This window comes from Psychromonas sp. KJ10-10, from assembly GCF_047323245.1.
In the GTDB taxonomy this organism is placed as follows: Bacteria; Pseudomonadota; Gammaproteobacteria; order Enterobacterales; family Psychromonadaceae; genus Psychromonas.
Genome location: NZ_CP178826.1, coordinates 2,480,967 through 2,503,464 on the forward strand (window position 1 = coordinate 2,480,967; position 22,498 = coordinate 2,503,464).

The 22,498-nt window shown below is 35.3% G+C and carries 20 protein-coding genes and 4 pseudogenes; 15 read left to right on the plus strand and 9 right to left on the minus strand.

The annotated features are described in order from the left end of the window. Positions 1-84 precede the first annotated feature (84 nt). The 3 genes and pseudogenes from ACLKMH_RS14335 to yegQ form a co-directional block, all read right to left on the minus strand. Positions 85-1,419, minus strand: coding sequence for an MATE family efflux transporter (locus ACLKMH_RS14335; RefSeq protein ID WP_413698773.1), 1,335 nt, complete (start codon positions 1,417-1,419; stop codon positions 85-87). A 58-nt stretch (positions 1,420-1,477) separates the two neighbouring features. Then, complete coding sequence (locus ACLKMH_RS14340) at positions 1,478-1,729, minus strand: YfhL family 4Fe-4S dicluster ferredoxin (RefSeq protein WP_413698774.1); 252 nt, start codon at positions 1,727-1,729, stop codon at positions 1,478-1,480. Next, positions 1,729-3,073 (minus strand): annotated as a pseudogene (yegQ, locus tag ACLKMH_RS14345) (tRNA 5-hydroxyuridine modification protein YegQ). Before yegQ ends, ACLKMH_RS14340 begins: the two are co-directional and overlap by 1 nt. A gap of 354 nt (positions 3,074-3,427) precedes the next feature. Between yegQ and proQ the strand changes: the two are divergent. Next, positions 3,428-4,067: pseudogene (gene proQ / locus ACLKMH_RS14350) on the plus strand (RNA chaperone ProQ). A gap of 12 nt (positions 4,068-4,079) precedes the next feature. Next, positions 4,080-6,076 (plus strand): annotated as a pseudogene (prc, locus tag ACLKMH_RS14355) (carboxy terminal-processing peptidase). A 785-nt stretch (positions 6,077-6,861) separates the two neighbouring features. On the opposite strand, the gene ACLKMH_RS14360 reads toward prc, so the two are convergent. The 4 genes and pseudogenes from ACLKMH_RS14360 to ACLKMH_RS14375 all read right to left on the minus strand — a co-directional run bounded on the left by ACLKMH_RS14360 (position 6,862) and on the right by ACLKMH_RS14375 (position 8,992). Continuing rightward, entirely contained in the window at positions 6,862-7,179 is a 318-nt protein-coding gene (locus tag ACLKMH_RS14360; RefSeq protein ID WP_413698775.1) for a CcdB family protein, read from the minus strand. Next, entirely contained in the window at positions 7,179-7,424 is a 246-nt protein-coding gene (locus ACLKMH_RS14365) for a type II toxin-antitoxin system CcdA family antitoxin (protein WP_413698776.1), read from the minus strand. Before ACLKMH_RS14365 ends, ACLKMH_RS14360 begins: the two co-directional genes overlap by 1 nt. Positions 7,425-7,757: 333 nt before the next feature. After that, the gene (locus tag ACLKMH_RS14370) at positions 7,758-8,495 is read right to left on the minus strand and encodes a UDP-2,3-diacylglucosamine diphosphatase (protein ID WP_413698777.1); all 738 of its coding nucleotides are present in this window, start codon (positions 8,493-8,495) and stop codon (positions 7,758-7,760) included. 1 nt (position 8,496) lies between these two features. Further along, positions 8,497-8,992, minus strand: a pseudogene (locus ACLKMH_RS14375) (peptidylprolyl isomerase). A 168-nt stretch (positions 8,993-9,160) separates the two neighbouring features. Here ACLKMH_RS14375 and cysS point away from each other — a divergent pair. From cysS to ACLKMH_RS14395, 4 genes are all read left to right on the plus strand, one after another. Beyond that, positions 9,161-10,555, plus strand: coding sequence for a cysteine--tRNA ligase (gene cysS / locus ACLKMH_RS14380; RefSeq protein ID WP_413698778.1), 1,395 nt, complete (start codon positions 9,161-9,163; stop codon positions 10,553-10,555). A gap of 468 nt (positions 10,556-11,023) precedes the next feature. Next, positions 11,024-11,311, plus strand: a complete 288-nt coding sequence (locus tag ACLKMH_RS14385) for a hypothetical protein (protein ID WP_413698779.1) — start codon at positions 11,024-11,026, stop codon at positions 11,309-11,311. 14 nt (positions 11,312-11,325) lie between these two features. Continuing rightward, a complete protein-coding gene (locus ACLKMH_RS14390) occupies positions 11,326-11,733 on the plus strand; it encodes a transglutaminase-like cysteine peptidase (protein ID WP_413702351.1) in 408 nt (135 codons plus the stop codon). 102 nt (positions 11,734-11,835) lie between these two features. After that, on the plus strand, positions 11,836-13,794 hold the full coding sequence (locus tag ACLKMH_RS14395; protein WP_413698780.1) for an EAL domain-containing protein: 1,959 nt from the start codon (positions 11,836-11,838) through the stop codon (positions 13,792-13,794). A 210-nt stretch (positions 13,795-14,004) separates the two neighbouring features. Here ACLKMH_RS14395 and ACLKMH_RS14400 read toward each other — a convergent pair whose 3' ends face one another. Further along, on the minus strand, positions 14,005-14,244 hold the full coding sequence (locus ACLKMH_RS14400) for a hypothetical protein (RefSeq protein ID WP_413698781.1): 240 nt from the start codon (positions 14,242-14,244) through the stop codon (positions 14,005-14,007). A gap of 130 nt (positions 14,245-14,374) precedes the next feature. Between ACLKMH_RS14400 and ACLKMH_RS14405 the strand changes: the two genes are divergently transcribed. Together ACLKMH_RS14405 and ACLKMH_RS14410 are read left to right on the plus strand one after the other, a co-directional pair. Beyond that, a complete protein-coding gene (locus ACLKMH_RS14405; RefSeq protein WP_413698782.1) occupies positions 14,375-15,085 on the plus strand; it encodes a transglutaminase-like cysteine peptidase in 711 nt (236 codons plus the stop codon). Positions 15,086-15,187: 102 nt separating this feature from the next. Continuing rightward, positions 15,188-17,146 carry an EAL domain-containing protein gene (locus ACLKMH_RS14410; RefSeq protein WP_413698783.1) on the plus strand — a complete coding sequence of 653 codons (1,959 nt, stop codon included), beginning with the start codon at positions 15,188-15,190 and terminating at the stop codon, positions 17,144-17,146. A 210-nt stretch (positions 17,147-17,356) separates the two neighbouring features. Here ACLKMH_RS14410 and ACLKMH_RS14415 read toward each other — a convergent pair whose 3' ends face one another. After that, positions 17,357-17,572 carry a hypothetical protein gene (locus tag ACLKMH_RS14415; protein WP_413698784.1) on the minus strand — a complete coding sequence of 72 codons (216 nt, stop codon included), beginning with the start codon at positions 17,570-17,572 and terminating at the stop codon, positions 17,357-17,359. Between the two features lie 361 nt (positions 17,573-17,933). Here ACLKMH_RS14415 and ACLKMH_RS14420 point away from each other — a divergent pair, with 361 nt between their 5' ends. The 7 genes from ACLKMH_RS14420 (at position 17,934) to ACLKMH_RS14450 (ending at position 22,491) form a co-directional block, all read left to right on the plus strand. Next, the gene (locus ACLKMH_RS14420) at positions 17,934-18,107 is read left to right on the plus strand and encodes a hypothetical protein (RefSeq protein WP_413698785.1); all 174 of its coding nucleotides are present in this window, start codon (positions 17,934-17,936) and stop codon (positions 18,105-18,107) included. A 91-nt stretch (positions 18,108-18,198) separates the two neighbouring features. Continuing rightward, positions 18,199-18,441 carry a hypothetical protein gene (locus ACLKMH_RS14425; protein WP_413698786.1) on the plus strand — a complete coding sequence of 81 codons (243 nt, stop codon included), beginning with the start codon at positions 18,199-18,201 and terminating at the stop codon, positions 18,439-18,441. Positions 18,442-18,692: 251 nt separating this feature from the next. Then, the gene (locus ACLKMH_RS14430; protein WP_413698787.1) at positions 18,693-20,006 is read left to right on the plus strand and encodes an O-antigen ligase family protein; all 1,314 of its coding nucleotides are present in this window, start codon (positions 18,693-18,695) and stop codon (positions 20,004-20,006) included. A gap of 65 nt (positions 20,007-20,071) precedes the next feature. Then, positions 20,072-20,710, plus strand: coding sequence for a glycosyltransferase (locus ACLKMH_RS14435; RefSeq protein WP_413698788.1), 639 nt, complete (start codon positions 20,072-20,074; stop codon positions 20,708-20,710). Continuing rightward, positions 20,694-20,909 carry a hypothetical protein gene (locus tag ACLKMH_RS14440; protein ID WP_413698789.1) on the plus strand — a complete coding sequence of 72 codons (216 nt, stop codon included), beginning with the start codon at positions 20,694-20,696 and terminating at the stop codon, positions 20,907-20,909. The genes ACLKMH_RS14435 and ACLKMH_RS14440 overlap by 17 nt, the downstream gene beginning before the upstream one ends. Before the next feature lie 7 nt (positions 20,910-20,916). Beyond that, positions 20,917-21,243, plus strand: a complete 327-nt coding sequence (locus tag ACLKMH_RS14445; RefSeq protein ID WP_413702352.1) for a glycosyltransferase — start codon at positions 20,917-20,919, stop codon at positions 21,241-21,243. Between the two features lie 432 nt (positions 21,244-21,675). Further along, positions 21,676-22,491, plus strand: coding sequence for a hypothetical protein (locus ACLKMH_RS14450; protein WP_413698790.1), 816 nt, complete (start codon positions 21,676-21,678; stop codon positions 22,489-22,491). Positions 22,492-22,498 lie beyond the last annotated feature (7 nt).

A 22,498-nucleotide genomic window follows, 5' to 3' on the forward strand; every position in this document is an offset into this window, starting at 1 on the left:
GAATCGCTTTATTAAAGCAATCTTTTTTGAAAAATTTAATGAAATTGATCAATAAGTTGAAAATTGATCTCGATTATATCGCGTTTAATGGTCTGTATCCTGCACAATTTTTAATATCCGATGCGTGAAAAATAATGCAATTAAGCCAAATACAATGCTACCTAGTGCTTGGCCATACAAAATACCCGTTGCACCATAATAATAGGAACCGATTGTAACAAAGGGAATCGTTCCCAGTAACATTTTTCCTACATTTAATAATGTGGCGTATTTTGCATAACCGAGGTTATTCAAAAAAGCCATTGAAACAAAAGTCATGCCCATAAACATGAAGGTAAAGGAAATTTGATGGCAAAATAGCCTAATAAACTCAGCGACTTGTTGTTTTGCATTAAATAGAAGCACGATTTGTTCTTGGGCAAAGGATAAAAGCAAAGCAATTACCAAACAATAGCTAGTGACAAATTTTAATGATTCATTCAAAACGCTTTGAATGCGTTGAAAATTATATTGACCATAGTTTTGACCAATAATTGGGCCAATCGCACCGGAAATAGCAAACATCATAGCAAAGGCCACGGGAATTATTCGGCTCATAATCGCCCAACCAGCAATATATTCAGTACCGTATTTCGCTATTTCATAGGTGACATAAATGTTGCCTAAAGGTGTAGCTACTTGTGTAAGGGAAGCAGGTAGAGCAATTTGGTTAATGATTTTAACATCACTTAAAAAGCTTTTTAAGTTTGGTGCTTTAACCATCTTATATTTTACTAATACATAATAAAGGCTTAATAAAAGGGCACTTAAGCGTGCGATAACAGAGGCGATAGTCGCGCCTTGTAAATCCATAGAAAAAACAAATATAAATAAAGGGTCTAATAGAGCGTTAACGATAGCCCCTAATAAAGTGGCATACATAGCATGTTTAGCAACACTTATACTGCGTAAGGTTGCATTCATTTGCATCGTCAGAGCTAAAATTGGTACGGCAGGAATAATAGTACGTAGATAAATAACCGCCTGTGTGTAACCCTCAGATTTTGCACCTAAAATCGTTAAAATATCAGGCGCGAAATACCAAATAAGTGCGGCAATCAGGCTACTAACGAATACAGAGAATAAGGAAATATGCGCAACATATTGTCGAGCTAATGCACGCTTATTTTGTCCAATATATCGAGAAACGATGGCGCTGTTGGCGATACCCAAGGCAATGCTAATAGAGGTAGTAAAAAAACAATCGCGCTGGCATAACCAATAGCAGACGGTATAAGCACTATTTTCTAACAAACTAATAAAGAATATATCGATTAAATCGACAAAAAAGATAGCGCTAAGACCAATCGCATTAGTGGCAGACATAGTGATCACATGCTTAAGAATTGAACCTTTTAAAAATCGTGCATGTTGATCCATTTGAACCTGCTAATTAATGGTCATTAAAAGGCTAATAGCAATCTAGTTAAAGTGTTATTTAACTAGAATGATATAACAGTACGAATTTATCCGATAACTCTTCTTCGCTTTCAACGTGCTCAGGATCCACAATAATACAATTGATTGGGCACACTGCAATGCAAGTGGGTTTATCATAAAACCCAACACACTCAGTACAGAGTGCTGGATCTATTTCATAAATTTCTTCACCAAAAGTAATGGCTTCATTTGGACACTCTGGATCACACATATCGCAGTTGATGCAGTTGTCTTTGATTAATAGCGCCATTATTTATGAGGGTTTCGCGTATCAGCACCACTTTGTAGATTACGCATCAGTAATCCGTGGTTTAAATCGATTTCCTTGGGAATTGGCATATATAAAACATGCCCGAGAACCTGGTGCAACATCAACTAGCTCACCTTTACGGTTATGTAATTCTTCCAATTGAAAATTGATATTACCCTGAGGTGTCATCAATTCTAGTGTATCACCTACTAAAAATTTATTTTTTACAGCAACTTCTGCTAAACCGTTTTCATTTCGGCCTGTCATTTCACCAACAAATTGTTGAGTTTCGCTGATCGAATAACCGTAATCATAATTTTGATATTTATCGTGACTATGACGACTTAAAAAACCCTCGGTATAACCACGGTGAGCTAAATTTTCAAGTGAGCCCATCAATTTAGCATCGAAGGGTTTACCAGCGATAGCATCATCCATTGCTTTACGGTAAACCTGTGCAGTTCTTGCACAATAATAAAAACTTTTGGTACGTCCTTCGATTTTAAAAGAGTTTACGCCAATTTCAAGTAAGCGTTCAACATGTTGAATCGCACGCAGATCTTTAGAATTCATAATATAGGTGCCATGTTCATCTTCAAAGGCAGGCATATATTCGTTAGGACGTCCTTCTTCTTGTAATAAGAATATTTGATCTGTAGTTTCCCCAGAACCTAAAGTTGGTTCTGGTTTTTGAATCGCAACAATGTCACCGGTTTCATTTTCAGTAGCCTCATGTGCATCGTATTTCCAGCGACATGAATTAGTGCAAGTACCTTGGTTCGGGTCACGCTTATTAATATAACCAGATAATAGACAACGACCAGAGTAAGCCATGCATAAAGCGCCATGCACAAATACCTCGATTTCAATATCAGGGCAGTGTTGACGGATATCTTCAATTTCATCTAATGACAATTCGCGGGATAATATAACGCGTTTAATACCCTGTGCTTCCCAAAACTTCACACTTGCCCAGTTCACTGCGTTTGCTTGAACACTTAAATGAATCACCATTTCAGGAAATGCTTCACGCACCATCATAATTAAGCCAGGATCAGACATGATCAAGGCATCAGGTTTTAAATCAATGACAGGTTTCATATCGCGAATAAAGGTTTTTAATTTAGAGTTGTGTGGCTGAATATTACAAACCACAAATAGCTGTTTACCCTGTGCATGTGCTTCATCGATACCTATTTTTAATTTTTCTAAATTAAATTCATTATTACGAACACGTAAAGAATAACGTGGTTGGCCTGCATAAACAGCATCTGCGCCATATGCAAAGGCATAACGCATATTTTTAAGTGTGCCAGCAGGCGAAAGTAGTTCAGGTTTCATAATAAAGTTTCTCTTTAAAGCACTAATAAGACATAGCCGTTGGTTTTTGGGGGACGAATTTTACGCTTTTTTATTACAAAGCGAAAGGATTGTGATGTCAATCACCAGCAAATTATAATGACATTAATCAAGACAAAGGTTTTTAATCTCTCTATCATCCGTTTTGCATCATTTTTTATTCTTATTTTAGTCTAGAAGGTATATTAAAGATAAAAAGCGACAACTTAAGTCTGCTAAATAAACAGGGAAGTTAAATTAAGTTTCCCATTTAGCTATCGCATCACTATAATGTGGCGATATTTCGTTTTTAAAAATTATCATTCGTCAACTTACTGGCATCAAACATTTAGGTTTTACATGGAAAACACAGAAAAATTTACAAATAACAAACAGATCATTGCTTTTTTAACTGAGCAATTTCCATTATGTTTTACTGCGGGTAGTGCTGATGCAAAACCGCTTAAAATTGGTCTGTTTCAAGAACTTGCTACACGTTTAGAAGAAGAACCTCGTGTTAGCAAAACACAACTTCGTGGCGCATTGCGTCAGTACACATTAAGTTGGCGTTACCTTCATTGCATTAAAACATCAGCTAAACGTGTTGACCTTGACGGTGTTGAAGGTGATGAAGTTTCTGAAGAACATGCAGAAACATGCATTAAAAACATTAAAAGAAAGCAAAGATAAAGCCTTTGCAAACAAGAAAAAAGCTAATAATGCGGCACCTAAAACAGAAGAAAAACCAAAACGTGCACCTAAAAAAGTGAATGTACCAACACGTAGCAAAAAATTAACGCCTAAAAAAGAAGCAGTTGAAGACTTAAGTAACTATAAAGAAGCAACTCATTCAGAACTTATGCTAGATCAAACGGTCAAAGTGTTATTGGGTAAAGCACCGGTCTCTGGTGTTGTTGTTGAAATTATGAAAGATGATGTTCAAGTCCAATTAAACTCAGGCATGACTGTTAAGGTCAAAGCTAAGCATTTAATCGTATAAAAAGGTATTTTAATGAGTAAAATTTTTCACTACTTCCTGTTTATTGCCAGTACATTTTTTACTGGCTTCGTATTATCGGCCAGTGCAAATTATGATATCAAAGAGATACCGCAACTAGCACAGCAGGAACAACATGCAAAAGTGGTGAAAAGAGTGAGTGACTTATATAGTCGCTCACATTACAAATTTATTCCTTTAAACGATGATTTATCACAAAAAATATTTGATCGTTATATTGAACAACTTGATTTCAATAAACAAATTTTCTTACAAAGTGATATCGATAAATTAAAAGCTTATCAATTCTCCTTGGATGAAAGTATCAAGTCAGGAGGAGTAAGTCCTGCCTACAATATTTATCAATTAAGTTTAACGCGTCGTTATGAACGTTATGCCTATGCTTTATCTTTATTAGAAAAGGAAATTACCTTCGAAGAAGAAGATAGTTACCAATTCGATCGTAGTGAAGCAAAGTGGTTTAAAACTCCTGAAGAATTAAATAAAGCATGGCAACAAAAAGTTAAATCAGATGCTTTATCGATTAAATTAACGGGTAAAGAATGGCCTGAAATTAAAGATAGATTATCTAAACGTTATAACAGTGCCATTAAACATCTAGTGCAAACAGAAAGTGAAGACGTTTTCCAAACCTTCATGAATGCTTATTCGCATGTGATAGAGCCTCATACAAGTTATCTTTCTCCACGTAATGCCAAACGTTTCAAAATGGAAATGAACCTGTCTCTTGAGGGTATAGGTGCAGTATTACAACTTAGAAGACGATTACACCGTTGTGCGTAGTTTAGTCCCAGGTGGACCAGCTGAACGTTCAAAATTGATCAGTAAAGACGATAAAATTGTAGGTGTTGGTCAAGACGGTGAAAAAATTGTAGATATTATCGGCTGGCGATTAGATGACATTGTTGACCTTATCAAAGGACCGAAGGGCACCAAGGTACAGTTACAAATTCAATCAGGTAAAGCGGGCGATGAAACACGCGTTGTAGTAATCGTGCGTGAAAAAATTCACCTTGAAGACAGAGAAGCTAAATCTACCGTTGAAATGATTGATGGTAAAAAGATTGGTGTTATTACTATTCCAAGCTTTTACGTAAATTTAAGTGATGATATTGATAAAGAACTTACAGCTCTTAAAGATCAAGATGTTGAAGGCGTTATTATTGACTTACGAAATAATGGTGGCGGCTCATTAGCAGAAGCAACATTATCAACGGGATTATTTATTGGTAAAGGCCCAGTTGTACAAGTGCGTGATAGCCGAAATAAGATTGAAGTTCATCGTGATGTTAACGAAGAAATCAGTTATGACGGCCCATTAACGGTATTAGTAAATCGTTATAGCGCATCAGCTTCTGAAATCTTTGTCTGTCGCTTTACAAGATTACGGCCGTGCGATCATCATTGGTGAGCAAACCTTTGGTAAAGGAACTGTTCAACAACATCGTCGTATTTCAAGATTCTACGATGAAGATGCTGATGCTATTGGTTCGGTACAATATACCATTGCTAAATTCTACCGTATCGATGGCGGAAGCACACAACACAGAGGTGTTATTCCAGATATCCTTTTCCCAAGCGCGATTGCACCTGAAGACACAGGTGAAAGCTTAGAAAAAAATGCATTACCTTGGGATAATATTAAATCAGCTGATTATGAAAAATATGAAAACTTAAATTCAAATATTAATAAATTAACTAAAGCACATCAAAAACGTATTAAAGATGAAGTTGAATTCGCATACCTCGAGCAAGATATTAAACAATATCAAGCAGAGATTGACGATACTTCAATTACTCTCGTAGAAAGTGAACGCATTAAATTACGCGAAGAAAAAGATGAGCATCTTTTAACACGTACAAACGAGCGCTTAAAACGAGCAGGATTAGAAGAAGTGAAATCACTAGATGATATTCCAGATGATTTCGAACCTTTAGATGCTTTCTTATTAGAAGTCGCTGCGATTACATTAGATTATTCAAAAATGTAATCCGCCAGCCGGCAATAAAGCATAAAAATCAAATCCCCAATCTGTAACCAGCTTGGGGATTTTTTTGCTTGGAAAAACTTTGTCACCGAATTACACGGATTAAGCGAATTAAGATAAAAAGCAAGTTCAAAAGCGATTTACCACAGAGAGCACGGAGGAAAGTCAAAAGAGTCAGGGTCAATAAACTTTGTCATCGAATTACGCGGATTAAGCGAATTAAGGTCAAAAGCAAATTCAAAAGCGATTTACCACAGAGGGCACAGAGAGCACGGAGTAAAAGCGAAAAAACAGCTATTTTATCTAGTTCCCATGCTCCGCGTGGGAATTCAGACGACCTGTATCGTTGATAATATTCTTTAGCAAATATTGAAACAAAAACTATGCATTACCACGCGCAAAGCGTGGGAACGAGTTAAAATGACATCAATGCGTATGCAGAAAACTTCCGTTTACGTTTTTCTTGATAAATCAATTCCTTTAGCAAGTAGATGCATGGAGCGAATTATGTGACAGCATATTATCATGAGCGGACTAAGCTCTGCGTGTCCTTTGCCCGAAAGTTCGGCTCCGCACAAGGATGTGCGGTCCGAACTGGTGCGTAATAAAGGGATTTATTTAGCAAGATTAAAAAAATGTTTCGGAACGGCACTCTTTGATTACTTTCTCTTGCTGTTGAGAGAAAGTAATGTCGCCCATAAGGCGAAAAAAATGTTCTTTAGGTTTAATAAATGACTGGATGAGCCTGATGAACAGAAAATTGATTTGAAAACAGTTATCAGCTGGCGTTATATTCCAGTAATGAGGAAATCAATCGCACCAATTATTTCATCCCTAAATGTACTAAGATCTGTGACTGACTCACTCAAAACTTTTGTAGGAACACTCGCCATTTGTTGTGTCAAAATAACGAAGTCGCCTTTATCTAAATGAATAGTTGGACATAAGTGACTAGGGGCTTTTTGATCAAGTAGTTTAAGTGGTGTTAATGGAATAACTAAGCGAGTGTTTAATGACTCCAGCAATTCACTTTTTACATCGACAAAGTAAGGATAAGTACTTGCTGTACTTCTATCTTTGTTTTTGTAAAGTATAAATTGTGACATTAGAATACTCGGTAAGAATCAGAAAATAAACCATGCTTATCGGTTAGATCGTTACAGGCTTTAATGGCATCAGTATTTTTCTCAAGCCATTCAGCTTTGAGTCGCTGTGTTACTTCTATCTCCAATGCTTTTTCCATTGTTGCGGACAGGTTTATGTTTAACCGCTTAGCTTCAGAAAGTAGTTTACTATTAAGGCTTAAATTAGTCGCTTTTTTGGGGGCTGAGGTGTTAAATGTATTTTTCATGTAGTTACCTTGTGCGCATTATAGATACGCATTTACTTTAAATGGTCTCAAAGAATATAACAAGTTCAAAAGATAAAAACATTTTTCAGCGAATTAAGGTCAAGGGACTTGGTCACCGAATTACGCGGATTAAGCGAATTAGGGTCAAAGTCAAAAGACATCTCACCACAGAGGACACAGAGAGCACAGAGAGCACAGAGAAAGGATTTTGAGGTTTTACAAACAAAGTCTTTTGTTTTTTTAATTCGTGTTATTGGTGTAATTAGATGACAACTATTTTTAGGTTTTCTCTGTGTCCTCTGTGTAGTGCAACGGCTCTGTGGTGAGAAATGTTTAGGCTTTTGTGTCTATCGGCTCAATATACAACTCAATTCCATTTTCATCTGCTTCAACATAACTAAAATTCGTAAACCAATCACCTACATCAAAACGTTTATAAGGTTGTCCAGCAATTTCAAACTCATGCTTGGCAACTTGATGCGTATGACCGTGGATCATCGTTGAACATTTGTGTTTAACCAACAAACGTTCTACTTCACTTTGGGTAACACCCATGATGTTATTACTTTTATATTCTTTCTTAGATTGGCTTGCGGTGCGGATTTTCCAACCAATCTTCTTACGAAAATGTAAAGGTAATAAATTAAATACAAACTGCAGGGCAGGGTTGTGTATCACCTTACGCATTTTTTGATAATTTTTATCGGCTAAACAAAGCGTATCGCCATGTAGTATTAATACTTTCTCACCGTATAAATCGATTTTATAATGTTCATCAAGTAACTGCATACCTGATTGTTTAGCGTAGCGTTTACCTAACATAAAATCACGATTACCGTGAATGAAATAGGTTTTAATATTGTTTTCAATGGAATAAGTTTTTAATTTATTAGCAACCTTATCCATCAAAGCCGTGTGCTCATCATCACCAATCCAAACCTCAAATAAATCACCTAAAATATACAATGCATCAACGTTTTTAGTTCTATTATCTAAAAAAGAATACAAAGCCTGAGTAATCTGTCGGTGATTTTCACTTAAATGAAGATCAGCAATGAAGAGCGTCGACATATTAAGCAACCGTCACATGTGTGATTAATACATCTTCAAGCGGTACATCTTGGTGTACAAAACCAAAGTTACCCGTTGCTACGTCTTTAATTTTATCAACCACATCAAAGCCATCAACAACTTCAGCGAATACACAGTATCCCCATCCTTCAGCTGTTTCTGATTTAAAGTTTAAGAAACTATTGTCATTCACATTAATGAAGAACTGAGCAGATGCTGAATGTGGTTCCATTGTACGTGCCATTGCAATTGAATATTTTTTGTTAACAAGGCCGTTGGTTCGCTTCATTTTTAACAGGCTTAGTTGTCTCTTTTTCTTCCATTCCTGGTGCAAAACCACCACCTTGGATCATGAAACCATCAATTACACGATGAAAAATAGTATTTTCATAATGACCTGATTCTGCATATTTAAGAAAGTTAGCGACTGTTTTTGGCGCTTTCTCTTCATTCAATTCAACTTTAATATCACCAAAATTTGTGTGTAACGTAATCATAACCAGATCCTACCTATAAATAAAAAACGCTATCATACCTGATTGCAGTCTTGCTTTTCAATTAACATGACTTTTTTGTCTGATACTTGAAAATTGCCCTGATATTGGGTGAATTTGTTGTTAGAGCAGGTTAGAATACAGCTTTTATTTCACATAGATGGAAGCCTAATGTTAAAGATATACAACACACTGACAAGACAAAAAGAAGAGTTTAAACCTATTATTGCTGGCAAAGTTGGCATGTACGTGTGTGGTGTTACCATTTATGATTACTGCCATATCGGCCACGGTAGAACCTTTGTAGCTTTTGATACGGTTGCACGTTACCTTCGTTTTAGCGGATATGATCTAACCTTCATTCGTAATATTACCGATGTTGACGATAAAATTATCAAACGTGCCAATGAAAACGGTGAAACCTGTGACCAATTAACACAACGCTTTACTCAAGCAATGCACGATGATTTTGATGCACTAAATATGATCCGCCCGGATATCGAGCCACGTGTAACTGATCATATGCCAGAAGTCATTGCAATGATTGAAGTGTTAGTTGCTAAAAAACATGCTTATATTTCAGAAAACGGCGATGTACTTTTCTCCGTTGAAAGCTACTCTGAATACGGAAAATTAAGTGGTCAAAACCTAGAAATGCTTCAAGCGGGCACTCGTGTTGATGAGCAAGAAAAAGACAGCAAAAATAATGATTTAGATTTTGTATTATGGAAAATGGTAAAACCTGGCGAACCTTACTGGGAATCGCCATGGGGCAACGGTCGTCCTGGTTGGCATATTGAATGTTCAGCAATGAACAATAAACACCTTGGTGAAGTGTTTGATATTCACGGCGGTGGTTCAGATCTTTCTTTCCCACACCATGAAAATGAAATTGCACAATCATGCTGTGCACACCACGGAAAATACGTAAATACCTGGATGCATTCAGGTATGGTACAAGTGGATAAAGTGAAGATGTCTAAATCACTGAATAACTTTTTCACTATCAAAGATGTATTAGAAGTTTACGATAGCGAAACCGTACGTTATTTCTTGATCTCAGGACATTACCGTAGCCAACTTAATTACTCTGAAGATAATCTGAAACAAGCACGTGCAAGTTTAGAGCGTTTTTATACTGCGATCCGTGAGTTTGATTTATCGGATAAAGCTGTTGAGTTAGATAAAAACAATGCTTTCTACCAACGTTTCTGCAAAGCAATGGACGACGACTTCAATACACCTGAAGCCTTAGCAGTATTGTTTGATTTAACCAAAGAGCTTAACCGTCTAAAAGCAACTGACTTAGAGCAAGCAAAAGAATTAGCGCAACTGTTAGTTACTTTAGCAAATGTTCTAGGCCTATTACATCAAGACCCTGAACAGTTCATGCAAGGTGATGAATCAGATGATGAAGTGGCAATGATTGAAGCATTAATCAAGCAACGTAACGACGCCCGCGCCAACAAAGACTGGCCAAGTGCCGACGACGCTCGTGATAAGTTAGGCGCGTTAAACATCGTCTTAGAAGACGGCGCAAACGGCACAACATGGCGTAAGCAGTAAAAGTGAACTTCGAGATTTGAGTTTCGAGTTTATTAGATAGTTTATAGTGCGCGGTTTACATCCATGCTTTTATGTAAAATGCGCACTATTAACAGAAGACACAGAGAAGTTAAAACCTAAAACCTGTGTCACCGAATTACGCTAAAAACACGAATTAAAAACAAAACCTAAAAATAGTTGTCACCTTATTACCCTAATAACACGAATTAAAAACAAAAAAAAACAAAAAAACAAAAAAACTTTGATTGTAAAACCTTAATCAGATTTTCTATGTTAAACGCCTTTGACTTTCCAGCATTCCAGCATTCTAGCATTCCAGCATTCCAGCATTCCAGCATTCCAGCATTTCTCCTTTGACCTCCGTAAACTTCATGCTATCTTTGTTTTATCTTGATGTTGACGTTAGAAACTCAAAGGATCTCATTTGATAAGCTCTTACATTTTCATTGTTAAACGACGTATTTAACAATGAAATATCTAATAATAAAAGCCAACAAAATAAAACAGGCGATGATGCGACAGCAACTTCGTCATTTTGCTATTGTTTTGCTTTTATTATCCGGACAGATTTTTTCACAGGATCCAGAAAAGCTTATAAGTTATTTTACCCCTCAGTTTAAACAATCCTTTGAAAAAACATATGGTACAAAAGCATCTCGCACATTTTCCCAATGGATTGATTTAATACAAGAAAATGACGATAAAGATGATTGGCAAAAAATACGCTTGGTTAATCATTTTTTTAATAAAAAATAAATTTTGTTAATGACATAGTACATTGGAAAGCAAAAGACTATTGGGCTACACCCGTTGAATTTATCGGCACAAATGGTGGAGATTGTGAAGACTTTGCCATAGCAAAATATTTCACCTTAAAAGCAATGGGCGTTGCACCAGAAAAAATGCGTTTAATGTATGTGCGTGCTTTAGCATATAATGAAGCCCACATGGTTTTGATATATTCCGAAACTATTGATCAAATACCCTTAGTACTAGACAACATAAACCATAATATCCTACCGGCTAATCAACGTAATGATTTAAAACCAATATACAGTTTCAATGGTGATGGTTTATGGATAGCGAAAGCAAAGGGTTTGGGTAAGCAAGTAAAAGGGAAGGGCGATGTTGCAAGCTGGGAAGACATAGTGACACGCATGAGAACGCAACGAATTTAAAACAAATTAGTCACTAATCAACTTCATAAAAATGAATACTGATTAGCAAAATAAAACGTAAATGCTTAGTTTTGAGCAATTACAAAAATTGATGGAATAATTATGACTCTACGAATGCAATTGAATGCGGTGATAATATCAGTATTAGTACTGAGTTTTATCGGTAGTATTTCGATAAATATTATCAATAGCCAACATTTTTTATCCGAACAATTGACTTCCCATGCACAGGACACGGCAACCAGTTTAGGCCTGTCATTAAGTGATCCAATCTTAAATGATGAAAATATTGTCGTAGAAGCTACCATCAATGCCATTTTTGACCGAGGTTTCTATAAACATATCACCCTAGAAGATATCAATGGCAATATAGAATACCAACGTATTAACCATGCGCAACCTGAGCAAGTACCATTATGGTTTGTAGACCTATTTGAACTCACTGCACCTGAACAGAAAACCATGATTGATACAGGTTGGACAATAGGTGGTATTTTAAAAGTACAATCTCATACTGGTTTAGCCTATGCGCAGTTATGGAAAAGCGCCAAAGATATCACTTATGCTACCTTCGTAATTTTCATGTTGGCATTATTCCTAGCATATTTAGTTTTAATTCAGATCTACAAACCTATTGCAGAAATCTCATTACAAGCTGAAGCGGTACAACAACGTCAATTTATATTAATTGATAAATTACCAGTAGCAGGGGAATTAAAAAGCTTTGTTCTCGCAATGAACAAAATGATATCAAATATCAAAAATACCTTTGAAGAATTGACGCAAGCGACAACAGAAACACACAGAGAAGCTTATATTGATGAACAAACCGGCATTGAAAATCGTCGATCCTTTGTCGATACTATGGACTCACATTTAGCTGAATCCGCTAATCATCGAGGCCATTTATTAATGGCAAGGATCACAGGTTTAACCGAACTAAACAAAGAACTGGGTTACCAAGCCGGTGATAATCTGGTCAATCAACTTGTTAGTCATTTAACAACAGAATTAAATAGTTCAAATGCTGAAATAAACAAAGATGTTCAGGCACATAAACTGTTTCGGATTTCTGGTTCAGAGTTTTGTTTAATCATAGAACAAACTGAACAACAAAAGTTAACTGAACATGTGACTCAGTTAATTACCCAAATAAATACAAGAATGACAACATCATGTGGTGCAAAAACAATCTTTGGATTAGTGCATTTTGAAAGTGGTGAAGACTTCGGAAACCTAATGTTTGAACTGGATATGGCAACTAACAATGCACTTGAAAACTCTGTTGGTTACACCATACAAGAAACTAAAAAAGAGTCTGATTTTATTGGCAGTGCTAAGAACCTAAAATCTATTTTTGACCAAGTATTAGCCTACCCTGACAAGCATATAAACCTAATACAACAAACTGCATTATGCTGTGGTGAACGCCAAGCTTTTGATTTAGAATTATTTGCGACTTTTACTTACCAAGAAAGAAGTATCAACACTGCGGATTTATTTGCTATAGCAAGCCTTTATAACCAAACAGGAAGGTTAGACCTAACCATCATTAAATTGATACTTTCACAGTTTAATAAATTACATTGGCAGGGTAAAAAAATAGCCATCAACCTTTCAAGGCTAACCTTCACCGATAATCAATGCATGACAGAAATCTGTCAATTGATCAAACAAAGTGGTCACGGAGAGGCATTAGTGATTGGCTTTACCGAAGATGCCATTCTAGGTGATTTAGAAGAAAGCAAACAAAAAATAGCAGATCTAAATCAAGCCGGATGTACTATTTGTATCAACCGCTTTGGTAGTAGTATCGAATCATTAAAATACATGATGGAAATAAGACCTGCACTAGTTAAATTATCACCTTCATACACACGTAATATCGATAAAAAACTCAATAACGTACAGATGGCATCTGCCTTTATCAGAATGGCCCACGGCTTAGATATAACCGTCATAGCACAGTGCATAGAAACAGAAGCTGAATTAAATACGCTACAAAACTTAAACATAGATGCACTACAAGGCTACGCAATAGATAAACCAAAACCTGTGTGAATGAATTTATTCACCACAGAGAACACAGGTTACGTAGAAGATGAAAGCAAGAAAAGCGTTATCATCGAATTACGCTAAAAACACGAATTAAAGATTTAAAAGACTAAAACATTATCTCACCACAGGGGACACGGAGAAGGTCAAAAGCTAAAAACAGTTATCACCGAATTACGCTGAAAACACGAATTAAAAATATAAACCAAAGGATTTTTATTGTAAGGTCTTAATCTTTACCTCTGCACTCTCTGTTTCCTCTGTGGTGAGATAGCTTTTGACTTTTACTTCGTGGAAAATCGCTTTTGACTTTCCAGCATTCCAGCATTCCAGCATTCCAGCATTCCAGCATTCCAGCATTCCAGCATTCCAGCATTCCAGCATTCCAGCATTCCAGCATTCCAGCATTCCAGCATTCCAGCATTCTAGCATTCCAGCATTCCAGCATTCCAGCATTCCAGCATTTCTCCTTTGACCTCCGTAAACTTCATGCTATCTTTGTTTTATCTTGATGTTGACGTTAGAAACTCAAAGGATCTCATTTGATAAGCTCTTACATTTTCATTGTTAAACGACGTATTTAACAATGAAATATCTAATAATAAAAGCCAACAAAATAAAACAGGCGATGATGCGACAGCAACTTCGTCATTTTGCTATTGTTTTGCTTTTATTATCCGGACAGATTTTTTCACAGGATCCAGAAAAGCTTATAAGTTATTTTACCCCTCAGTTTAAACAATCCTTTGAAAAAACATATGGTACAAAAGCATCTCGCACATTTTCCCAATGGATTGATTTAATACAAGAAAATGACGATAAAGATGATTGGCAAAAAATACGCTTGGTTAATCATTTTTTTAATAAAAAAATAAATTTTGTTAATGACATAGTACATTGGAAAGCAAAAGACTATTGGGCTACACCCGTTGAATTTATCGGCACAAATGGTGGAGATTGTGAAGACTTTGCCATAGCAAAATATTTCACCTTAAAAGCAATGGGCGTTGCACCAGAAAAAATGCGTTTAATGTATGTGCGTGCTTTAGCATATAATGAAGCCCACATGGTTTTGATATATTCCGAAACTATTGATCAAATACCCTTAGTACTAGACAACATAAACCATAATATCCTACCGGCTAATCAACGTAATGATTTAAAACCAATATACAGTTTCAATGGTGATGGTTTATGGATAGCGAAAGCAAAGGGTTTGGGTAAGCAAGTAAAAGGGAAGGGCGATGTTGCAAGCTGGGAAGACATAGTGACACGCATAGAAACGCAACGAATTTAAAACAAATTAGTCACTAATCAACTTCATAAAAATGAATACTGATTAGCAAAATAAAACGTAAATGCTTAGTTTTGAGCAATTACAAAAATTGATGGAATAATTATGACTCTACGAATGCAATTGAATGCGGTGATAATATCAGTATTAGTACTGAGTTTTATCGGTAGTATTTCGATAAATATTATCAATAGCCAACATTTTTTATCCGAACAATTGACTTCCCATGCACAGGACACGGCAACCAGTTTAGGCCTGTCATTAAGTGATCCAATCTTAAATGATGAAAATATTGTCGTAGAAGCTACCATCAATGCCATTTTTGACCGAGGTTTCTATAAACATATCACCCTAGAAGATATCAATGGCAATATAGAATACCAACGTATTAACCATGCGCAACCTGAGCAAGTACCATTATGGTTTGTAGACCTATTTGAACTCACTGCACCTGAACAGAAAACCATGATTGATACAGGTTGGACAATAGGTGGTATTTTAAAAGTACAATCTCATACTGGTTTAGCCTATGCGCAGTTATGGAAAAGCGCCAAAGATATCACTTATGCTACCTTCGTAATTTTCATGTTGGCATTATTCCTAGCATATTTAGTTTTAATTCAGATCTACAAACCTATTGCAGAAATCTCATTACAAGCTGAAGCGGTACAACAACGTCAATTTATATTAATTGATAAATTACCAGTAGCAGGGGAATTAAAAAGCTTTGTTCTCGCAATGAACAAAATGATATCAAATATCAAAAATACCTTTGAAGAATTGACGCAAGCGACAACAGAAACACACAGAGAAGCTTATATTGATGAACAAACCGGCATTGAAAATCGTCGATCCTTTGTCGATACTATGGACTCACATTTAGCTGAATCCGCTAATCATCGAGGCCATTTATTAATGGCAAGGATCACAGGTTTAACCGAACTAAACAAAGAACTGGGTTACCAAGCCGGTGATAATCTGGTCAATCAACTTGTTAGTCATTTAACAACAGAATTAAATAGTTCAAATGCTGAAATAAACAAAGATGTTCAGGCACATAAACTGTTTCGGATTTCTGGTTCAGAGTTTTGTTTAATCATAGAACAAACTGAACAACAAAAGTTAACTGAACATGTGACTCAGTTAATTACCCAAATAAATACAAGAATGACAACATCATGTGGTGCAAAAACAATCTTTGGATTAGTGCATTTTGAAAGTGGTGAAGACTTCGGAAACCTAATGTTTGAACTGGATATGGCAACTAACAATGCACTTGAAAACTCTGTTGGTTACACCATACAAGAAACTAAAAAAGAGTCTGATTTTATTGGCAGTGCTAAGAACCTAAAATCTATTTTTGACCAAGTATTAGCCTACCCTGACAAGCATATAAACCTAATACAACAAACTGCATTATGCTGTGGTGAACGCCAAGCTTTTGATTTAGAATTATTTGCAGCTTTTACTTACCAAGAAAGAAGTATCAACACTGCGGATTTATTTGCTATAGCAAGCCTTTATAACCAAACAGGAAGGTTAGACCTAACCATCATTAAATTGATACTTTCACAGTTTAATAAATTACATTGGCAGGGTAAAAAAATAGCCATCAACCTTTCAAGGCTAACCTTCACCGATAATCAATGCATGACAGAAATCTGTCAATTGATCAAACAAAGTGGTCACGGAGAGGCATTAGTGATTGGCTTTACCGAAGATGCCATTCTAGGTGATTTAGAAGAAAGCAAACAAAAAATAGCAGATCTAAATCAAGCCGGATGTACTATTTGTATCAACCGCTTTGGTAGTAGTATCGAATCATTAAAATACATGATGGAAATAAGACCTGCACTAGTTAAATTATCACCTTCATACACACGTAATATCGATAAAAAACTCAATAACGTACAGATGGCATCTGCCTTTATCAGAATGGCCCACGGCTTAGATATAACCGTCATAGCACAGTGCATAGAAACAGAAGCTGAATTAAATACGCTACAAAACTTAAACATAGATGCACTACAAGGCTACGCAATAGATAAACCAAAACCTGTGTGAATGAATTTATTCACCACAGAGAACACAGGTTACGTAGAAGATGAAAGCAAGAAAAGCGTTATCATCGAATTACGCTAAAAACACGAATTAAAGATTTAAAAGACTAAAACATTATCTCACCACAGGGGACACGGAGAAGGTCAAAAGCTAAAAACAGTTATCACCGAATTACGCTGAAAACACGAATTAAAAATATAAACCAAAGGATTTTTATTGTAAGGTCTTAATCTTTACCTCTGCACTCTCTGTTTCCTCTGTGGTGAGATAGCTTTTGACTTTTACTTCGTGGAAAATCGCTTTTGACTTTCCAGCATTCCAGCATTCCAGCATTCCAGCATTCCAGCATTCCAGCATTCCAGCATTCCAGCATTCCAGCATTCCAGCATTCCAGCATTCCAGCATTCCAGCATTCCAGCATTCCAGCATTCCAGCATTCCAGCATTCTAGCCTTTCTCCTTTGACCTTACTGATAGCTGACAGCTCGAAGCTAATAGCTATTTTTTAGCTCTTTATCCTATGTCTTTGATTTTATTTTTTTAAAATTCGCTTCATCGGTGTAATTAGTTGATAAAAAATCTTTAATCTTTATTTTCAACACATTAAACAATAAATAGAAAGGAAGCTAAGTAAATAGGGCCTCTATCAAAACTCACTTGATAAATAATTCAGCCATTTTTTAAAAAAGAAGTGACAAAGTAGATCTAAGTCAATAAAATGAGAACATAAATAAATGTTTGCTTGCCCCCAATTTGCAGATGTCCTAACAAAACTAAACAGGGAGAATAAAATGAAAAAAATTCTAATTACAAGTTTACTTGTTGCGCTGTCTGCAAATGTGTATGCGACGGATGAAGTGCCAGTGGAAGGTACGGTTGAATTGAGTGCTGAACAACTTGCAGAAATTGATTCAATTGTAGCTGATTTAGGCCGCTCAAATAGAAGCAAATCCAGATCAAGTTGATACAATCGTACAAGCTGCGATTGAAGCAAACCCAGAGCTAGCGACTGATATCGTTGAATCAGCAATCGCCGCTGGTGCCGATCCTGATCAAATGTTAGTGATTGCCTTATCAGTACCTGGTGTTGACGTCGCTAGCGTATCAGCCGCAACTGTCGCAGGTGGTAACGGAAATGCTAATGCCGGTGGTGGTAATGGTAACGGAAATAACGGTAATGGAATTGGTAATAACGGTACTAACAACGGTAACGTATTTGGTAATAACAGTAATGCGCCAACTACCCCTGGATTAGGCGGTGGTAATGGTAACGGTGGCGACACAGCTTCGCCAAATTAGGCACCATTAGTTTTTTCATTTAAGAATTAAGACACAAGAAACAGAACAAAATAAAAAATAGCGGGCATATCCCGCTATTTTTTGAATCAACTTATTTACTGCACTTTGCAACTATAATAAATAATTAAAACTATAAAAATAATACAACGGATTGTATCGCTAATTGTTATTCTTTTTCATTTAAGAACATTAATAAAATAATAATAGTTAATTGATTTTCATGCTTATTAAGCACTTAAAGGGATTTTCAGATGCGAAGTAAGAACGCTTTTTATCTTCTATGTTTTATCCTTTTTATCTTACCAATCCCACTAGGTGCTAATCGTCCCTGGGCATGGGCAATCATCGAAGTATTAATTTGTATTAACACCATTCAAATTTGCTATACACATAGCTTTAAACAAGTATTTAACCGCCTTAAACAAGTTCGTGTTATATTAACAATTATCTTTCTCGTTCAAGTTTGGGTTTTCTTGCAATGGTTTGGAGCCTTTAAACCTGATTTATCGCCTTTAATGTCACTCGACCCAAGCCAAACAGAAGTAGCGTTAATTAAGGGTATAACCTTTTGCCTATTTATTATTAATCTAGCCGTATTACTCACAACACAAGAACGAATCAAACAACTTTGCTGGGCAATTATGTTGTCTGGTTTATTTCAAGCTGTATACGCCATTTTTTTACAATATTCGGGCTGGGAAACAAGCCTGCTAGGTTTCAAAATAGGTGACCGCGCAACGGGATCATTTGTTTATCAAAATCACCTAGCAAATTATTTATTACTTTGTTTAAGTGTGTCTATTGGGTATTTAATCGGTTCATTAACTGGTGTTGAGGCTGTGTCTCGTCGTGCTAAATTAGCCTCTATTATAGAAGCTTTATTAAGCCCTAAGTGGTTAGTACGTATCGCTATTATTATAATGGTCGTAGCCTTGATCATGACCCGCTCTCGTATGGGCAACTCTGCCTTTTTTATCTCATTATTAGCTTCAAGTGTATTAGCGTTAATTATCATGAAACGTCCGCCCAATACACTGAAATGGTTAATCGCCAGTTTAATTGTTTTAGACTTAGTGATAGTCGGAACCTATTTTGGTGTTGAAAAAGTAAAAGAGCGTTTAGAAGCCACTTCTTTTCAAGCTGAAACCCGGGATGATGTAGTTAGAGATTCAATACCATTTATCAAAAATGTCTGGCAAACAGGAACAGGCGCGGGGAGTTTTTATTCAACTTTTTTGCAATATCAAACAACAGAATATCAAGCCTTTTACGACCATGCTCATAATGAATATGTACAGTTTTTAACGGACTTTGGTTTGTTACCTAGTTTACTCTTATTTGCTTTAGTACTTTATGTTATGTGGAATGCAATAAAAACAATGAGACAAAGTAAAAGAAAGTTTAATCAAGGCTTAGCACTAGGATGTCTAATGGCTTGTATTGGCATGATCATGCACTCCACGGTAGATTTTGTATTGCAGGAATTTGCGATTGTTATGCTGTTTTTAACGGCAATGTGTATGCCTTTTATAATTAGTAATATCAATATAAAGAAAGTAGGGTAGTACACAATAATGAATATATGGTGAGTGTTTATTCTTTACACAAATTAAAATCTATAAGGTAATAAATGAATGTTTTATTAGTTAATACTTTGTATTTTCCATATAAAGTAGGTGGAGCTGAAAAGTCTGTCCAAATACTAGCAGAAGAGCTAGCAACAAAAGGGCACACAGTAAATGTATTGACTCTAATGAATGGTAAAGAACTAGACCGTAAAGCATGTGTAAATAATGTCAATGTTCATCGCCTTTCATTATCAAATATTTACTGGCCATTTTTAAAAACTACAAACAGAAAAAACATTTCAAAATTGATTTGGCATACTTTTGAAATATTTAATGTAGTCATGATGTTTAAAGTGATGATTAAATTATACAAATTAAAGCCTGATTTAGTACACACAAATAATATTCATGGATTTTCTGTTGCTGTTTGGGTTGCATGTAAATTATTTAAGAAACCAATTGTGCATACAATGAGAGATTATTATTTATCATGTAATTCTTTGACAAGATATAAATCAAAGAAAAGATGTGCGCATCAATGTTTATCATGTCAAATTTTTTCGTTTCCTAAACAACAAGCGAGTAGATTGGTTGACCTTCCCGTCGGTATTAGTAATTTTATGTCTGTGAAACACATCTCTGAAGGTTATTATTTAAAAGGTGCCTCGAATACTACTGTATATAATGTTGCGAACTGGTAGCTCTGGTAACCCTAATTCAAGTATCATAACTGTTGAGCGTATAACTAAAATTGGTTTTATAGGACGCTTAGAGGAAGCTAAAGGTGTTGATATATTTTTACGAGAAGGATTGAAGCTAGTTCAATCTGAAGGGAAATCTTTGTACCTTGCAGGAAATGGCGACAAGGAATACGTTGATTTTCTGAAAAAAATACTCTGACCCTAATATTCACTTTATTGGTCACACTGAACCAGCGCATTTTTTTAATAGTATAGATCTTTTAATTGTACCCTCTGACTGGGATGAACCTTTCGGTAGGGTAGTTGTTGAATCTTATTCACATTCAACACCTGTTCTAGTCTCGAATAGAGGTGGTTTAGTTGAACTTGTTGAGGACAATTACATTATTGATATTGATGATGATTTGTTTGACCAATTGTTAGATAAAATTAGTGGTATAGAAAAGGATGGTTATAAAATTAAAAATGTCAGTTCTCCATTTAGCTATAGTGAATTATACAATACATTAACCGAATGTGAGCTTGATGGCTAATGAGATTTAACAAATATTTTAGCACGATTTTTTTGTACTTTTTTCTAGTGGAATTACATTTATAGCATATCCAATATTAGCTATTTATTATGGCCTCGAGAGTCTAGGAGAATTTGGAGTAATTAATGCATATTCATTAATTTTATCTTCTATTATTTTGTTTAGGTTTGATTTTTTTGTTTTAGGAAGTAAAAGAAGGTTTGAATTTCAAAAATATACAATTTGTGGTTTAGCTATATGTTGTTTTTTCTTACTTTGATTATCCCCTTTGGCTTAATAGGGTTTTATTTCGCAGAATTAAATATTAACTATATACTTTTTATTCCTCTGTTGATGTGTTTACATGCGAGCCAAAATTTAATGTTTTTTTATCTGATATCGACTTCGCAAATAGCATATCTAAATATAATGAAAGTTTTTAGAAGTATATCTATGTTTTCTATGCAACTTATAGCTGGCATTACATTCGGGACAGCAGACTCTTTAATTATAGCTTCAATTGTTGGCCTTCTTTTTGTTTGTTTCGCATTGCTAGTAAAAGTAATTCCCCAACTTGTATTTTACTTTAATAAATTGAGACGAGAAAGATTATCTATTACTTGGTTATTGATGAGAACATTTAAATGTCGTTTTTTTGATATTAGATATCAAATGCCACAATCAATCTGTAATAGTATTGTAAATAACTCATTAATCATATGTGTAGAGTTTATCTTTGGTAAACAAATTGCCGGAGCTACTTTATTAGCGGAAAAATTAATTAAAATGCCTGTTGGAGTTGTTGTGGATACAATACGCCCTCTATTAATTGCTGATTTCTCAAAAATGAATTTTGAAGTTTTTAGTAAGTTAAAATTAACATTATATTATGCGCTTACTTTAAGTTTTTCTTTTGTTATCTTTATTTATTTAATTTCAGAGTTTGATTTACTCAATTCTTTTCAAACATGGGTCAAAATTAAGTTAATTGCTTTGCCAATGGGACTCTTTGCTTGTTCATTATTAATTACGACTCCAATAACTTGTCTATTTTACTCTTGTTCCGAAAGCAAGCTTTTACTACAGGTTGAAATATGCAGAATGATGTTATTGTTGTTGTTAGCTAGTTTGTTTTATTTAGTTAATATTAGTGACGTTTTTTGGTTTTATGTGTTTTTATCTGTTGGGTACACACTGATTCCTTTAATTGGTTTAATATATTTTTATTATAAAACAATACCTTACAAAGAAAATATTAACACTCTATAAATAGATG

Bases quoted from the DNA above. Each gene is read 5' to 3' on its own strand.
- ACLKMH_RS14415 (WP_413698784.1), bottom strand. From the start codon at position 17,572: ATGCTGGAATGCTGGAATGCTGGAATGCTGGAATGCTGGAATGCTGGA.
- ACLKMH_RS14450 (WP_413698790.1), top strand. From the start codon at position 21,676: ATGTTTTCTATGCAACTTATAGCTGGCATTACATTCGGGACAGCAGAC.
- ACLKMH_RS14360 (WP_413698775.1), bottom strand. From the start codon at position 7,179: ATGTCACAATTTATACTTTACAAAAACAAAGATAGAAGTACAGCAAGT.
- ACLKMH_RS14410 (WP_413698783.1), top strand. From the start codon at position 15,188: ATGACTCTACGAATGCAATTGAATGCGGTGATAATATCAGTATTAGTA.
- ACLKMH_RS14405 (WP_413698782.1), top strand. From the start codon at position 14,375: ATGAAATATCTAATAATAAAAGCCAACAAAATAAAACAGGCGATGATG.
- ACLKMH_RS14440 (WP_413698789.1), top strand. From the start codon at position 20,694: ATGTTGCGAACTGGTAGCTCTGGTAACCCTAATTCAAGTATCATAACT.
- ACLKMH_RS14435 (WP_413698788.1), top strand. From the start codon at position 20,072: ATGAATGTTTTATTAGTTAATACTTTGTATTTTCCATATAAAGTAGGT.
- ACLKMH_RS14400 (WP_413698781.1), bottom strand. From the start codon at position 14,244: ATGCTGGAATGCTGGAATGCTGGAATGCTAGAATGCTGGAATGCTGGA.
- ACLKMH_RS14425 (WP_413698786.1), top strand. From the start codon at position 18,199: ATGTTAGTGATTGCCTTATCAGTACCTGGTGTTGACGTCGCTAGCGTA.
- ACLKMH_RS14395 (WP_413698780.1), top strand. From the start codon at position 11,836: ATGACTCTACGAATGCAATTGAATGCGGTGATAATATCAGTATTAGTA.
- ACLKMH_RS14340 (WP_413698774.1), bottom strand. From the start codon at position 1,729: ATGGCGCTATTAATCAAAGACAACTGCATCAACTGCGATATGTGTGAT.
- ACLKMH_RS14420 (WP_413698785.1), top strand. From the start codon at position 17,934: ATGAAAAAAATTCTAATTACAAGTTTACTTGTTGCGCTGTCTGCAAAT.
- ACLKMH_RS14365 (WP_413698776.1), bottom strand. From the start codon at position 7,424: ATGAAAAATACATTTAACACCTCAGCCCCCAAAAAAGCGACTAATTTA.
- ACLKMH_RS14370 (WP_413698777.1), bottom strand. From the start codon at position 8,495: ATGTCGACGCTCTTCATTGCTGATCTTCATTTAAGTGAAAATCACCGA.
- ACLKMH_RS14335 (WP_413698773.1), bottom strand. From the start codon at position 1,419: ATGGATCAACATGCACGATTTTTAAAAGGTTCAATTCTTAAGCATGTG.
- ACLKMH_RS14385 (WP_413698779.1), top strand. From the start codon at position 11,024: ATGAAATATCTAATAATAAAAGCCAACAAAATAAAACAGGCGATGATG.
- ACLKMH_RS14430 (WP_413698787.1), top strand. From the start codon at position 18,693: ATGCGAAGTAAGAACGCTTTTTATCTTCTATGTTTTATCCTTTTTATC.
- cysS (WP_413698778.1), top strand. From the start codon at position 9,161: ATGTTAAAGATATACAACACACTGACAAGACAAAAAGAAGAGTTTAAA.